Source organism: Shinella sp. BE166, from assembly GCF_051201095.1.
GTDB classification, from domain to species: Bacteria; Pseudomonadota; Alphaproteobacteria; order Rhizobiales; family Rhizobiaceae; genus Shinella; species Shinella lacus.
In genome coordinates, this window is record NZ_JBPEHL010000041.1 from 1 (window position 1) to 14,653 (window position 14,653).

The following is a 14,653-nucleotide window of genomic DNA, read 5'->3' on the forward strand; positions in this document are numbered from 1 at the left end:
CATATCACCGCGCTCGGCGCCGACGCCCCCGGCAAGCAGGAACTGCACCTCGACCTCCTGTCGCGTGCCGCGGTGATCGCGGTCGATCACCGCGCGCAATGCGCGGACTACGGAGAAATCGCGACGGCTGTCAGAAGCGGTCTTCTAGACCCCTCCGAATGCCCGGAACTTGGAGCTATCCTCAGTGGTTGGGAACCCGGGCGGACCTCCGATGATCAAATTACGATAACTGATCTTACAGGCGTCGCAACGCAGGATATCGCCATCGTGCGCGCGGCTCTGGCCGCGTTGAAGCACGAGGGTTCCAACCGTAGGGATCTTTCCGTATGAACGTCAGGAATTAACAGACGCGCCGACATCAGCGTCTGGGTGAAGGCTTACCGGGTTTTGGTGCCGCCACATCCCTTGCCGCCCCTCTGATCTGTTCCATGACCATTGCCTGAAACGTTGCTGCAGGTGGCTTGGGTGAAATTTCGCGCTGCGTCTTGGCACGCTGGTGTCCGTCGGCCATTGCTTGCGAAACGATTACGCTCCCGAAACGACGGGCGACGAACTGGAAAATTAGTTCGAAACTCTCGATCTCGAACGCAGTATGCCGTTCGATGCCTTCCATAGCGAAAATCTGGTGTCGTAAGCATTTTGCGAGAATGCGGTGGTTTCGCATTGATCTGACGTATGAACTGAAAATAGAGGCGTCAGAATTCTCAGCGGGCTGCCGTAATTTGTGTGCTTGGTGTCCATCGCCTTGTTGTGGGCGCGACCAGCCAAATCATCCATCGGCATCGGTAAGACGCCGACGATCGCGTCGTTTTCCCGACCGGAACAAGTTTCAGGTTTCGTGCCGCCCTGCTTTGGCGGCCTAGGTGCTTTCTCCTGTGGAAGCCTCGGAAATACGAACGACGCCGGTATATTGGCGCATGCGTTTGCCGTTCATCAAGATGGACGATGGCCTGGCGCGGACTCATACCTACACTCGTGATCGAGACCCGAAGCATTGGGCTGTCAAGCGAACGAGAGTAGCAAGCTCGGGCCGTCGGCGAACCCCCACACGGTGCCGGCGTTGGCGGACTTTGCCGAGTGCGCGATGCATCGTCCCTATGAGAACCCCAGCGGTAGCGCGTCATGGCTCGTAAGATTGCTTTGCTATTGGTCATTGGCATTGGTGCCTACGCCTGCTTTCGGATGGCGTGGCAGTGGTTTTGATTGACCGCGATTGAACCGGAACTAGCTCGAACTGACGGCCGCCGCCGAAGAGGAGCTTCCGTCTCGAAACTGGGCTGTCACTGGTGGACGGTAAGTCCCCACTTGCCTTCGGCGCTCAAGCGCTTACAGTTTGCGCGGCGACGTTCATCGTAGCGCGGTCCTCAGCGACTTGAACGCCGTCAATCTTTTTCCGAAATTCGCTCAAGGGTACGGGACGGGAGAGCAGGTAGCCCTGCAGATCGCTGCATCCCGCAGCGACCAGGAAGTCTTTCTGGCCCTCGGTCTCTATTCCTTCGGCCGTAGTGGCCTTGCCGAGGGTGCGGCTAAGTCCGAGAATGGCGGATACGATGGCTGCACCCTCGGCTTTGGTGCCGAGCAGGCTCACGAAAGATCGGTCGATCTTGATGCGGTCGATGTTGAACTGAATGAGATGGCTGAGAGAGGAGAAGCCGGTGCCGAAGTCATCGAGCGCAATCCGAATTCCATGCGACCGGAGCACGCCGAGGGTCGCCTGGCCTCTTTCGTCAATGTCGAACAAGGCGGCCTCCGTGAGTTCCAGCTCAAGCCGCGAAGGCCGCAGGCCGGCCTCCGACAGGATTGACAGGACATGGCTTTCGAAGCCGCGATGACGGATCTGCGACGGGGACACGTTGACCGAAAGCGACAGCGCGGCCGGCCAGCTTGCGGCCGACTGCGCCGCGTCGCGAAGGACCCATTCGCCGAGCCGGAGGATCATGCCGCTTTCTTCGGCGATCGGAATGAATTTGTCCGGCGACAATAGACCCAGCGTCGGGTGATGCCAGCGCACCAGCGCTTCGGCGCCTGAAAGGCGTCCGCTGCCATCGCCATGATAGACGCCCTGATAATATACCTCCAGCCGGCCGACATGGGCCGCAGACGGACGCACTTGGAGGCCGGGATCCTCGCCGGTCTGTTCCAGGAGCAGGCGAAGATCGTTTTTAAGATTTTCCCGGGCCTCGACCCGATGGTCCAGGCAAGGATCATACTCGACCAGCCGCCCCCGCCCGCTGGACTTGGCCTCATAAAGCGCAACGTCGGCGCGTCGCAGGAGCTCGTTGGTTGGATGGGACGCATCCTGGATGACAACGATACCAATTGAACATCCGATGCGAACGGCGGCATCGCCGGTGTTGAGCTGAAATGGCTTGCTCAACTCGTCGATGATGCCGTTACAGATCGCCAGATAGACATTATCTGCCTCGTCGAGGTCAGGAAGAAGAAGGGCAAATTCGTCGCCGCCGAACCTTGAGAGGGTATCGCCGGGCTTAATCAGCGCGCTCATTCGACCGACAGCTGCACGCAGGAGCTCGTCGCCGGCGGCATGCCCGTAGCTGTCGTTGACCTCCTTGAACTTGTCGAGATCGATCAATGCGATCACGGCGCGTCTACGAAGCGGCGCAAGATCCGGGAGGCATTGCACAAGATGGACTGCAAACAGTGCTCGATTAGGAAGACCGGTCAGAACGTCGTGCACCGACAGATGCCGCGCATGGTGCTCGCTGGCGCTGAGTTCCCTCAGGCTTTTGCGCAATCGTCCCATTAGCGCAAAGAACAGGCCGGCAATGATGAGCCCGGCAATGGAGAGCACCGGAACGAGACGGCCGATCACCCGCGAGCCAGGAAGATCCGGCTCCCAGATGATAAACCCGATCGGTTCGCCGGATCCTGTCGCCGCGATCTGGAAGGCAACCTCGTTGTGCTCCTGGTCAGCGGTGCGGGCATAGCGCGCGCCTGCCAGCCCTTGCTCACGGCTGATCGTGTCGAGAGTGGCGCCGTCAAGGAAGCGGAAGACGACGAGATAGAACTGGGCGCCCTGACCGTGCTCATGGGCACCGGCTGGTGAAGCGCCCTTTATCGACACGACGCCGGCAACCGAAGGACGGCCTTCAAGCCGCATTAGCTGTACCCGGCTCGGTTTCGCAGCCGATGTCGATGGCTGCGGCTGATCGGTTTCCAGGTCGTGGATTAGAGGCTGGAGCAGGGGGCGCACCCACTTGAAGCGCCGCGCCGTTTCCGCGTCTGCATTTAGCGCAAGCTCCCCTGACGACGTGACCAGGAAAGCGGCGTTATAGCCAAACGCTGTCGTCGCGATCTTGCCGAAGGTCTCGGCGGATGACGCGCCGCTGCCGCGGTTTGGACCGATGATTTTCTCTTCGAGAACAGCAGGGTCTGCCGCAAGGAACGACGCGTAGCCTGCGCCGATCATCTGGATCTCCTGCGACACCCGTTTTACCAGGTCTTCGAGCCGGTCGTTCACGAGGTGGCGCTGTCGATCAAGGGCGGCGGCATCACTCTCGGAGCCGGCCCAGATCGCTGCCAGAAAAACCAGCCCGAGAATTGCTAATCCACTGATGGCAAGCAGCAGCAATATCGAGCCTGAGGTTATCCCGGGACGTTTGTCAGCCGTTCTCCTGGTTGCTGCTTGGCCCGACACACAATCGTCTCCGAAAATCATCCCGATCCTGCACCTGATTGTTTACGAAAGGCTTTCCAAACTGTTGCAAAATTGCGCGCTCAACACGTCCAGCTCTTTAATCTTTTTGTTGTTGAGTAGTGGTGTGCAACAGCCGCCAGACGCGTCTCTGCTGGAGCGTCTTCCACATGAAGGGCCGACATGCTGCGATTGAACTCTCTTGACAGACGGAAAATTCTGGCGCTGGCCTGCATGGTCTCCATTGCCTCCTTCAGCCAGCCCGGGGCCATCTCGGCCTCCGAGAACGATACGATCCGGATCGCCGTCGAGGGCGCATTCCCGCCTTTCAACTATCTGGACTCGGCAAACCAGCTCCAGGGCTTCGACGTCGAGATCGCCAAGGCACTCTGTGAGACGGCAAAGCTGAAATGCGAGTTCGTCATCCAGGAATGGACGTCGATGATCCCCAGCCTTCTGGACAAACGCTACGATGCCATCATCTCGTCAATGTCGATGAGCGCCGAGCGGCGCGAGAAGGTCTCGTTCACCCAGAAATACTACGACAGCCCATCAATTTTCATCTCCCGTAAGGGAGCCGGCATTGCAGGGACAGCGCCGGATGACCTCAAGGACCTGAAGCTCGGCGTCACTTCCGGCACCTCCCAGGAGGCGTATGCCCAGAAGTTTTATGGGGATGTCTCAAAGACGGTGTTTAAGGCTTCGCCAGACCTGTACAAAGGCTTGGCCGACGGAGATGTCGACATCATCATGGAAGACAAGCTTGCGGTCTATGACTGGCTGGCCAATACTCGGGCGGGAAGCTGCTGCGAGTTCCTGGGCGGCGATATCAAGGACGCCGAATATTTTGGCGATGGAGCCGGCATCGCGTTGCGGCCTTCCGACAGACAGTTGCTCGCAAAGTTCAATGCCGCACTCGAGACGATACAGTCCAACGACATCTACGACACCATTAACGCAAAATATTTTCCGTTTAGCATTCGGTGATTGTGTTGGGCTGTCTGCAGCGGATGCGTTCGCCGCAGAAGCTGATGAAGTATCGGACCGTCTGTGGGCGCGACGTTGAGCGTGCTCGGGAGACTGAACTCGGCGTCTCGGACTGGTTGGGGGAGCGACAAAGTCCGCTGATGCTAGGTTTCGCGACATCAGCGGACAGTCACGCTGCCGCCCGAACCTGAACACTCTCGCCAGACCAAGTCTTTGAAGCGCCTTCAACTCCTTCGCAAAGGTCTGGGCGGACGGTTTGACTAAGTTCAAGAGCGAGAAGCACTGAAGATATGGACGGGCATAGGACTTCTCGCAAACCATAAACCTCCCGGACCGGAGCCAGTGTTGTGAATTATCAGTTAGACAACGATGAACGTGCTCGTGCCAAGTAATCGCCCAGACCCTTCTGTGCGACGAGCGCGTCTCCGTCGATCACCGTCTTTCCGCGGACCATCACGCGCACCGGCCAACCGGTAATCGCAAGCCCTTCATAGGGTGTGTAGTCAGCGCCGTGGTGAAGGATCTCGTTCGTGATAACGACCGATTTTTTCGGGTCCCACAGCGCAATATCTGCATCGGAGCCGATCGCGATCGTGCCCTTGCGTGGATAGAGGCCATACAGCTTGGCACGATTGGTGGAAGACAAGGCGACGAACCGGTTGAGATCAATGCGCCCCTTGCTGACGCCTTCCGAAAACAGGATCGGCAGCCGCGTTTCCACGCCGGGAATGCCGTTGGGGATCCATCGGAAGTTTCGCTTGCCCTTTTCATTGAGCTTGCCCGAGTCATCATCGTAGCGAAAGGGGCAATGGTCGGATGAGAATAGATCGAACGTCCCGTTTTGCAGGCCCTCCCAGCAGGCAATCTGGCTTTCCCCGTCGCGTGGCGGTGGCGAGCAGACGAATTTCGCGCCCTCCAATTCCGTGGCGTCGAGGTCGTCAGCCGTGAGCATAAGGTATTGCGGGCAGGTCTCACCCGCCACCTTGCTACCGCGTGCCCTCGCGCGTTGTTTCCTCCATCGCCTGCCGGTTCGATACATGGACGATGACGATCGGCGTATCGACGATCTCCGCCAGGGAGAGAGCACGATGCGTCGCCTCCCGCTCGGCGGCGACCGGGCGGCTTGTCGCATGATATTTTGCAGCAGACTCGCCATTCGCTTCATGACGGCCGATCAGGAAGCGGATCGCGTCCTCGTTTTCGCAATGGACCATGACCAACGCGCCGGATGTCCTGGCACTGTCCAGGGTCGCCAGGATTTCATCGTCGCGCAGACGAAGGTTTTCGTAGGTCATGAAAACCTTGATCGACGTGTATCCATCCTCCACGAGGGCTGGCAGTTCCTGCCCCAGTACATGGCTCGTCGGGTCGGTGACGATGATATGGAAGCTGACATCGACATAGCACTCGCCCTCCGCTTTTGCGTGATACGCCTTGAGCGCCTCCCGCAGCGTTGATCCTTTTTCCTGCAGGCAGAATGGCATGACCGTCGTATTTCCGCCAAAGGCTGCCGAGAGCGTGCCGCTCGCGAAATCGTCGGCCATGACGATCCCGTCGCCGGATGGCTGCGCCAGGTGCACATGGCTGTCGATACCACCAGGCATCACATAGAGGCCGCTGGCATCGATGATCTCGTCCGCATCATGAAGGTTCTCGGCCATTGCGGTGATGCGGCCATTGCGAATGCCGACATCGCATCGGAAGGTATCGCTGGCGGTAACGACGGTGCCGTTCCGGATGATCGTATCGAAGGACATGCTGAACTCTTCCGGTTCTCAGGCGGCAGTCGCCGAGTTGGCGGACGATGCGAGGATCATATCCAGCGCCTTCGTCATCCGGTCGATTTCCTCGATCGTGTTGTAGTGGACCATCGAGACCCGGACCATGCCATTGTTCTCAGTGAGATCGAGATACTCCGCCAGGCGCCGCGAATGAAAGTCGCCAAACCGGATTGCGATCCTGTGGGCGTCCATCGCCTTGCAGATTTCCGCAGAATCCCGGCCGTCGAAGACAAAGCTGACCGTCGGAATGCGCGTGCCGTCACGGTGGGCGCTATGACCGATAATACGGCAGTCATTGCGGCCACGCAGATAGGTTAGCAGTCGATCGACAAGTTCGTTTTCCTGCGCCGTGATCGCACCATAAGCCGCAACGATCTTCTCGCGGGTGGAACCGGTTTCGCCGGCCATTTCCCCGATTTCGGTAAGGTAGTCGACAATGCCGCAGGTGGCGTAGGCAAGTTCGTAGTTCGGATTGCCGGGTTCCAGTTTGCCCGGCACTTTGTCCTTGCCGTAGAAATAGTGATAGAGCGTATCCAGTTCCAGCAGGTGGTCATACTTGCCGTACATCAGCGCATAATGGGGACCGTAGGTCTTGTAGAGGCTGAAGACGTAGTAGTCCACATCGAAGGCCTGAACATCGACCGCGCGATGCGGCGCATAGGCAACGGCATCGACACAGATGCGCGCGCCCCGTGCATGAACGAAATCGGCGATCTCGCGCACCGGATTGATCGAACCGAGAATATTGGAAACGTGGGTGACGCAGACGAGCTTGGTGCGGGCCGACATCAGCGGCTCAAGATCGACAAGGTCTAGCGTATAGGTGTCCTTGTTGAGCGGCCACGTCTTGATGAGGATGCCTGCGTCACGCAGCCTGTCCCACGGACCGATGTTCGATTCATGATCGGCGTTAGTAATAACAATCTCGTCGCCCGGAGCAAGTTGGCTCATCATGGCGCGGGCGAGGTTCTGCAAGAGTGCCGTCGTCGAGTTGCCAAAGACGATTTCTTCCGGCCGTGACGCGTTTACGAGATGCATGGCAGCGGTGCGGGCCTCGTAGAGTGCCTTCGCGGCCGCCTGCGAAACCTCGTAGCTTCCGCCGATCTGGACATTCTTGTCATAGAGGAAGGTATTGATCCGTTCAACCGCCCGCTTCAGGATCTGTGACCCGCCGGCATTGTCGAAAAATGTCCAGCCATGGGACAGGCCGGGAAACTGGCTGCGGACGAAATCGAGGTCGAGTGCCGCTTTTGCGATGTATTTTGGTTCGGCATATGGTCCTCCAGACCCAATTTGTATTCACTGATCGAGAACCGAGCGCAGGAAGCTGCGCGTCCGGTCTTCTCTGGGATTGTCGAAGATTTCGGAGGGCGTGCCCTGCTCGACGATGCGGCCGCCGTCCATGAAGATGACGCGATCGGCCACCTGGCGGGCAAAACCCATTTCGTGGGTGACGACGACCATGGTCACGCCGGTGCCGGCGAGGGTCTTCATCACGTCCAGCACCTCACCGACCATTTCCGGATCGAGTGCGGAGGTCGGCTCATCAAAGAGCATGACCTTAGGTTCCATTGCCAATGCGCGGGCAATTGCGACGCGCTGTTGTTGGCCCCCGGAAAGCTTGCCCGGATATTTTTCGGCCTGTGCCGCGATGCCGACCCGGGTTAGCAGGTCTCGGGCCTTGCGCTCAGCTTCCGCCGGCTTTGCACCGCGGACCCGCATCGGCGCCAGCATAACGTTCTTCAGCACGGTCAGATGTGGAAAGAGGTTGAATGATTGAAAAACCATCCCGACTTCAGCGCGCACCTTCGCCAACGCCTTGCCAGGGCCGACGGTAACGCCGTCCACGACGATGCTGCTCTCGTCGGAAAAGGCCTCCAGGCGGTTGATGCAGCGTATCAACGTCGATTTCCCGGACCCGGACGGGCCGATTACGCAGACTACTTCGCCTTCCGATATCTCGAGATCGATGCCGTGCAGCACAGTGAAGGCGCCATAAGCCTTTTTCAGGTTGCTGATCTTGATGAGGGGGGTCATGAGCGTTTGTCCTTGCCAAAACCTTTTTCCAACCGCGCGACGACGGCGACCAGCGGCCAGAGCAAGGCGACATAGATCAGCGCAGCGCCGATCAGGGGCGTGGGGTTGGCAGCCAGCGCCTGCGCCTGGGTCGCCTGCTTAAGGAGGTCAGGCATGGCGACGACGGAGGCCAGGGCCGTATCCTTCAGGACGTTGATGCAGTTGTTCGTCAACGGCGGAATGACGATCTTGATCGCCTGGGGCAGGATTACGTCGACCATCATCTGGCGACCTGAGAGACCCAGCGCTTGCGAAGCTTCGAACTGCCCATGCGGGATGGCCTCGATGCCGGCGCGGAAAATTTCCGCGGTGTATCCGGCGGAGACAAGTGTGAGCGCAACGACCGCAGAGACGAAGGGCGAGAACCGGATGCCGACAAAGGGCAGGGCGTAATAGACGATGATCAACAGCACCAGAAGCGGGATCGAGCGGAAGATGTCGATGTAGATCTTGGAGAGGAATGGCACCGGGCCCGGTCCATAGAGCCTGACAAGAGCGAGAAACAATCCGCCGGCGAGACCGGCAACAATGCTGGTGAGGCCAATCTCCAGCGTGACGAGCAATCCCGACAGCAAAAGCGGGAATGTGTCGATCAGGATGGGAATATTGAAGAAGGTGTTGACGAGATTCATAGAGCCACCGGCTGTCGCTGCGGAGTTGACGGCGACACCAGCGTGCCGCCGTCACGGGGAGGCTTGGCCTATTTGGCGGCCGGCATGTCCATCACCATGACAGTCGAGGTGGTGTCCTCGGCCTTGGCACCGAACCAGGTCTCATGCAGCTTGGCGACGAAACCTTCCTTCTTGAGCGTCGAGATCACCTCGTTGACCTCCTTGGCCAGCGGGTCGCCCTTGTTGAACATGACCGAATACTTTTCACCGGTAGGTATACGCTCGACCACCTTGAGGTCCGGCTTATCCTTGACGTAGTAGAGCAGTGCCGGGATATCGCTGATGTAACCATCGACGCGACCGGCAACGAGGTCGAGCATCGCAGGCGACAGGCCCTCAAACTTGCGGATTTCGCCAAACTTGTACTGCCCACCGTTGTTGGATGCCCACATGTCGCCCGTCGAGCCGGTGTCGACGCCAACGACCTTGCCTTCCATGCCCGAAAGCCCGGTAATCCCGCTGGCCGCCGTCACCGTCAAGGACTGGTCGCTGTCGTAGTAGGGCTGCGCGAACGTCACGGACTCCAGCCGTTTGTCGGTGATGGTGATTGACGATATCGCCATATTGATGCGGCCGGACTGGACCGCCGAAAACAGGCGGTTGAACGGGACATTAACGAACTCGACCGACTTGCCGAGCCGCTTGCCGACCTCGGCTATCAGGTCCACCTCGAAACCAACGGTTTCTCCTGACGCGTTCTGGAATTCCCACGGAACGTTGCCAATGTTGGCGCCGACGGTGAGGTCGGCGGCTATGGCGGAAGTGGAAAGCACTACCGCGGCAAGCAGGGCCGAGGTGGTCGTCGAAGCAAAGAGTGTAATCGCTTTCATGAGGTTCCCCTTGATTTTTTGGCGATGAAACGCTTACGCTTGGACTAACTGGTCAGACCAGTAGGACCAAGGAAGCACGCCCGTTTGGCAATTGCAAGAGATGGTGCCGATAAAATAGACTTGGCGCGAGATTAGCCCCTTACGATCAGGCACGGGCGGTATCGCAGGGGATGGAAAATACGATGCTGAACAAGACTTTGCTGCCACAATCCGTCGCCCGCGAAATCCAGAGCATGATTCAGAGCGGAAGTCTCAAGCCCGGAGAGAAAATTCCCTCGCAGCGTGAATTTTCGCAAAGATTTGGAATCAGTCGTGCCTCGCTGCGCGAGGCTTTACTAACGCTCGAAACCCTCGGCTTGCTGAAGACCGAGGCGGGACGGGGAACGTTCGTTTCCGGTGGTGCTCCGTCAGCGTCCAATCACATGGGCCCCTGGCGCTACTCCGACAGCTATTCGGTCTTCGACGTGTTCCAGACCCGCATTATGTTGGAAGGGCAGATGGCAAGTCTTGCAGCAGGGCGGCTGACGGCAAATCAATTGGATCAGATGGAAAAAATGACCCAGCAGATGGAGCAAGGCTGGGCGCAGCAGGATCTGTTAGCCAATGTTGACGCCGATCTGGAGTTCCATGCGATCATCGCATCCGCTTGCAGCAACGCCATGCTGCGCGCGCTCTACCAGACCGTACGCGATCAGTTGACGGCGACGCAACGACAGCCCATTCCTATAACCGATCCCGCTCGCATGCGTGAATCCATTGCCGAGCATCGCCGCATAATCTCGGCGCTGAGGGCAAACGATCCCGCGGGCGCTCGGTTTCAAATGGAAGCGCACATTCGAAACACGGCCCGTTGCGCGGGGTTGGAGCCTTAGATCTTTGTTCGGCTGATTGCCGCCGTTTATATCCAACCCAGACCTTGAGGCGTCGCTAACCTTCACGCTTGCGCCTTAGACGCGGCAGGTGCAGCCGGCCCCTGAATAAGCCACGGCGCTCGATCGGTTCGAACACCTCCTCTGGCCCTTCTGGATCTAGAATTTCGTTGTCGGCGAGCCATTTTTCGAGATCGGACACTTCCGGCGTAGCATAGGGAATTAAAGTGCGTCCCGGCTGCGATTTGCGAAGCGTTTCAATTGCCGCGATCAGAGATCCGGACCGGGCGGCTTCGTGCGCCACGGTGCCAGCCGGCACACCAAGATGTTCGGCCAGCAAGTCAGTTCTAAAGTCTGTAATGCGCCGCCGCAATTCTTTACAATCTCCTGCTTCGAACGCGACATCGCATTCCCGGTCGAAGCGCATGGAACGATTGTTCATATTCGAAGAGCCTACGCGGACAATCTCGTCATCCATGATCATCAGCTTCGAATGAACATAGATAGGCTGCTTCTGGGCCGTTACCGGGTGATACATTCGGAAGCGATCGTTGAGATCGTGCCGCCTCAGCGACTCCCGCAGTCTTGCTCGGGCGGTATCCATCGCCAGCGCTCCCAACCAGTTGTCAGAGGCAACGGGGTTGATCAGCACGATCTCCGGACCATCAGGCTCTGCCAGCCGGCGAGCGATCGCTTGGGCTATCTTCCTTGACGCAAAATATTGGCTTTCCGCATAGATCAGTGTGCGAGCGGCCGCGATCATATCGACATAGAGCTTCTCGATTTCGATAACGCCACTCTCGTCGAGATGTGTCGGCTCCGTGCGGCCAATGGCCAGGGTTACTGAGCCGAAAGAGAAACCGGAGGTTGGTGTGTCTTTGACCTGGGTCTTTGACGGCGCTTTGAGCACGTCGCTGCCGCCCGCCCGTCGCCACCGCATGTGACAAAGTTCTCCCAAGGCCCGGGCAGCCTCGCCAGTGAACCTGCTGGAGGCATCGTGCCATGGACCGTAAAGCCTGCCGCTTGGCCGACGCCGCAGCGGGTTGTCATCGAGATGGTCCCGCGTATCCCAGCGGTCCAGCGTCACGTCGATCCCGCCGCAAAACGCTATCTCGTCATCGACCACCAGCATCTTTTGGTGATGCGAACTTCCGACAGGATGTTTTCCGTCAAGTTTTACGGAGATTCGCGGGTGCCATTTCCATCTCAGGAGGTAGGGAAAGTTGGATGGGCGCATCCAACTTGCCAGCAGCGCGGGGCTCCAAAGGAGAATTCTGACCTTGAGATCAGGGTTGTGTCGCGCCAGCCAGATGATGAACTCGCCCACCTTTCTGGGCGCGCCGTCATCGACATCGGGCCGGCCGAGCGTTATGCCTGCATCGAAATCCCAGCCCACAAGGAATATGGACTGTCGCGCGGATCGCATAGCGTCGCGGATCGCGCTGAAATAGTCGTCGGCGTCCACCAAGATCGCAAAATCGTCTGCTCGTGATAGTCGCCAGCAGTTGTCTCCGGGCCGGAACAATGACCCGTCAGGCATTCAGATCTCCTGTAAAGCATTCACACAGAACTTAAACCGCAGAGGTATTTTCAATCAATCCTCCCCGGGTGGGGCGCGAGATTATTCATGGCAGATGCCTGTTAACGCCTTCGGCGACATTCGCAAATTTCAGTCATTCTCGTCAGGCGATGTTCTTGATTGCCTCCCGGTGGCCGATCGAGCGCGTTGCGCAGCCGTATGCCGAGCCCTTGCGGCAAAGTAATCGGTGAGTTTTTTCGGTCGCGTTCAAATGGCAAACCCGGCGCAGGGAGCGGATGCAGGCGCGTGAGATCGAACAGCCTGTTCCAAAGTCGTCCAACGAATCGAGAATTGTCCAATTGCCATTGACTAAATTGAGGCGGCAACCGCGTGGTTGCCGCCTTCGGAGAACTGAGGCCGTGACTGGGCAACGGTTCGCCGGATCAGTTGAGTACCTGCACCACTGTGTAGGTCTTTGGATCAACGATGACCCGCTGCTTGTTCACCACCGCGTAAGCGTAAGTGGGATTTTCGGGCACAGGTGTCAGGACGACCCTTTTCGGAAGCGGGCGGCCGACCTCAACAACGTCTTCTACGACGATAGTATCTGTGGGGATTGGCTGCTGCTGAACGTAGGTAACTACCTTTTCCGGCGGCGGATCAATGGCGGCACCGGCGATCGCGCCAATAGCGCCCCCCACAACGGCGCCAACCGGACCGCCGACGACGGCGCCGGTAGCCGCGCCACCGACAATGCCAACAGCCGCACCTTCGTCATCGGCGAGTGCGGGCGATGCGAATGTCGCGGCTACAAGGGCTGCAGAAAGTGCGAATTTCGTAAACATTGTAATCTCCTGTTTTGGATCGCAGGAGAAGAAGCGGAGCAGCAAAGTGTTCCATCCGTGGAGTTCGATCATGCGATTTTGGGACTAAGGTCTTAGCTGTCTTCGGCCGTTAGTCCATCAACGTCCATAAGATGGATTCTATGTGGAACGATTTAAACTCCGTCTAGTTTTTAGGCTTCACATGAAAAAGTTGAGAAACATAACATGAATAGGGTTATCTACATTGTCGGCTTGGTCGTCGTTGTACTTCTCGTTTTGTCTTTCTTTGGTCTACGCTGAACCACTTCGAGAGATCTAGTTCGGAAGAATTCTCCGCTAATGTCCCGCGCGGAGACCTTGAGGCGAGTACTAGCTACTCGCCTTTTTTTCAGTGCGCGTGAATTACGGAGAGAGACTTACGTCGTATCGGCGGAGAGGAACAAAAGGGTAGGATTGGGGCTGCACCAAACCTCAGCGGCGCTTTCATACGGTAAATGAATCCGCGTCGGCTCCAAGCGAGCCGCCGTCAGCTATCAGTCTACTTGAGGCTGTTGGAGGTGGCTTGGTTGACCTCTGCCGTCGGTAGTCTGATCCGCTTCCCGGGACACGACGGTCCGATCTTCTCTCTCCGAGAAGCCTCGTATGCGGTTCGGGTCGAAAGGGAGCGCCCTGCTCAGGCCGAGGAGTGATCTCTTGGAGCCTGCTGAGACGCTTAGAGGCTTGGCCCGATATCGGAATTTGTCTGAGGAACAAATTTCTTCTGGTCGACATTTTAATGAGCAAATCCATTAGGTTGTTGTCCATGCGCGAAATCCTAACAAGCCTCGTTCTCGCCTCCTGCCTTCTCCCGATCGCCGCGGGTGCGATGCGGTTGTCAACTGACTTCGCGGAACCTTTCGTTCCGCATAGATTCACAGATCTACAAGGCGAAAACCTTTGGCCGCCCGGGGTGAGAAAAGTTGATCGGAGCCTGCAGGCCTATGAGCGCATTCCGGCGGCCCTGTCTGTGCGTACGCTGGTGGCCGAGACCAAGCCCGTGAAGCGCGTGAAGGTGACGCTGGGGCTCTCAAGCAAGCCGAACGTCGTCGGACAAGCCGAATCCCTTGCGCATCGGCAATCCGTCAGCGCGCAAGAGTGGTGCGGCGCGCGATACCGTTCCTATGACCCTACGGATAACACCTACCAGCCGTTTGGTGGCGGAACCCGTCGACCCTGTGCATCTCCCGCCGAGGTGGGAAAGGCGCCGGTCCGAGAGATTGCGGAGCTTGGAAAATAAACGAGCTCAACGCCAACGCGCCGTGGTGCATGGGCCGGTACAGCTCCTATCGCATCGAAAACAATACATACTGAATAGCCCCTAGATTTGTAGACGCCTTCTTTCCTAATTTTGAGGCAGGAAGAGCATCATGAGCAAATCGAATTTCAGCGAAGATTTTAAGCG

11 protein-coding genes and 2 pseudogenes are annotated in these 14,653 nt (G+C 58.1%); 4 read left to right on the forward strand and 9 right to left on the reverse strand.

The window, feature by feature from the left end:
- Nucleotides 1–330 (forward strand): annotated as a pseudogene (locus J2Y63_RS34610) (ornithine cyclodeaminase family protein); the annotation flags it as partial.
- Between the two features lie 28 nt (nt 331–358).
- Here the strand turns inward: J2Y63_RS34610 and J2Y63_RS34615 are convergent.
- Both J2Y63_RS34615 and J2Y63_RS34620 read right to left on the reverse strand, forming a co-directional pair.
- Nucleotides 359–613, reverse strand: coding sequence for a hypothetical protein (locus J2Y63_RS34615; protein WP_435269725.1), 255 nt, complete (start codon nt 611–613; stop codon nt 359–361).
- 705 nt (nt 614–1,318) lie between these two features.
- A complete protein-coding gene (locus tag J2Y63_RS34620; RefSeq protein WP_435269726.1) occupies nt 1,319–3,592 on the reverse strand; it encodes a putative bifunctional diguanylate cyclase/phosphodiesterase in 2,274 nt (757 codons plus the stop codon).
- A 246-nt stretch (nt 3,593–3,838) separates the two neighbouring features.
- Here J2Y63_RS34620 and J2Y63_RS34625 point away from each other — a divergent pair, with 246 nt between their 5' ends.
- A complete protein-coding gene (locus J2Y63_RS34625) occupies nt 3,839–4,642 on the forward strand; it encodes a transporter substrate-binding domain-containing protein (RefSeq protein ID WP_435269727.1) in 804 nt (267 codons plus the stop codon).
- Between the two features lie 355 nt (nt 4,643–4,997).
- Here the strand turns inward: J2Y63_RS34625 and hydA are convergent.
- The 5 genes and pseudogenes from hydA to J2Y63_RS34650 form a co-directional block, all read right to left on the reverse strand.
- Nucleotides 4,998–6,399 (reverse strand): annotated as a pseudogene (hydA, locus tag J2Y63_RS34630) (dihydropyrimidinase).
- A gap of 18 nt (nt 6,400–6,417) precedes the next feature.
- Complete coding sequence (locus tag J2Y63_RS34635; RefSeq protein ID WP_435269733.1) at nt 6,418–7,680, reverse strand: cysteine desulfurase-like protein; 1,263 nt, start codon at nt 7,678–7,680, stop codon at nt 6,418–6,420.
- A 42-nt stretch (nt 7,681–7,722) separates the two neighbouring features.
- Entirely contained in the window at nt 7,723–8,460 is a 738-nt protein-coding gene (locus J2Y63_RS34640; protein ID WP_435269728.1) for an amino acid ABC transporter ATP-binding protein, read from the reverse strand.
- Nucleotides 8,457–9,131, reverse strand: a complete 675-nt coding sequence (locus tag J2Y63_RS34645; protein ID WP_435269729.1) for an amino acid ABC transporter permease — start codon at nt 9,129–9,131, stop codon at nt 8,457–8,459. The genes J2Y63_RS34640 and J2Y63_RS34645 overlap by 4 nt, the downstream gene beginning before the upstream one ends.
- Before the next feature lie 68 nt (nt 9,132–9,199).
- Nucleotides 9,200–10,000, reverse strand: coding sequence for an ABC transporter substrate-binding protein (locus J2Y63_RS34650; protein ID WP_435269730.1), 801 nt, complete (start codon nt 9,998–10,000; stop codon nt 9,200–9,202).
- Nucleotides 10,001–10,182: 182 nt separating this feature from the next.
- On the opposite strand from J2Y63_RS34650, the gene J2Y63_RS34655 reads away from it, so the two are divergent.
- Complete coding sequence (locus tag J2Y63_RS34655; protein WP_427141231.1) at nt 10,183–10,872, forward strand: FadR/GntR family transcriptional regulator; 690 nt, start codon at nt 10,183–10,185, stop codon at nt 10,870–10,872.
- Between the two features lie 55 nt (nt 10,873–10,927).
- On the opposite strand, the gene J2Y63_RS34660 is transcribed toward J2Y63_RS34655, so the two are convergent.
- A complete protein-coding gene (locus J2Y63_RS34660; RefSeq protein ID WP_435269731.1) occupies nt 10,928–12,409 on the reverse strand; it encodes a phospholipase D-like domain-containing protein in 1,482 nt (493 codons plus the stop codon).
- Nucleotides 12,410–12,831: 422 nt separating this feature from the next.
- The gene (locus J2Y63_RS34665) at nt 12,832–13,233 is read right to left on the reverse strand and encodes a DUF1236 domain-containing protein (RefSeq protein WP_435269734.1); all 402 of its coding nucleotides are present in this window, start codon (nt 13,231–13,233) and stop codon (nt 12,832–12,834) included.
- 754 nt (nt 13,234–13,987) lie between these two features.
- On the opposite strand from J2Y63_RS34665, the gene J2Y63_RS34670 reads away from it, so the two are divergent.
- Complete coding sequence (locus J2Y63_RS34670) at nt 13,988–14,488, forward strand: BA14K family protein (protein WP_435269732.1); 501 nt, start codon at nt 13,988–13,990, stop codon at nt 14,486–14,488.
- Nucleotides 14,489–14,653: the final 165 nt, after the last annotated feature.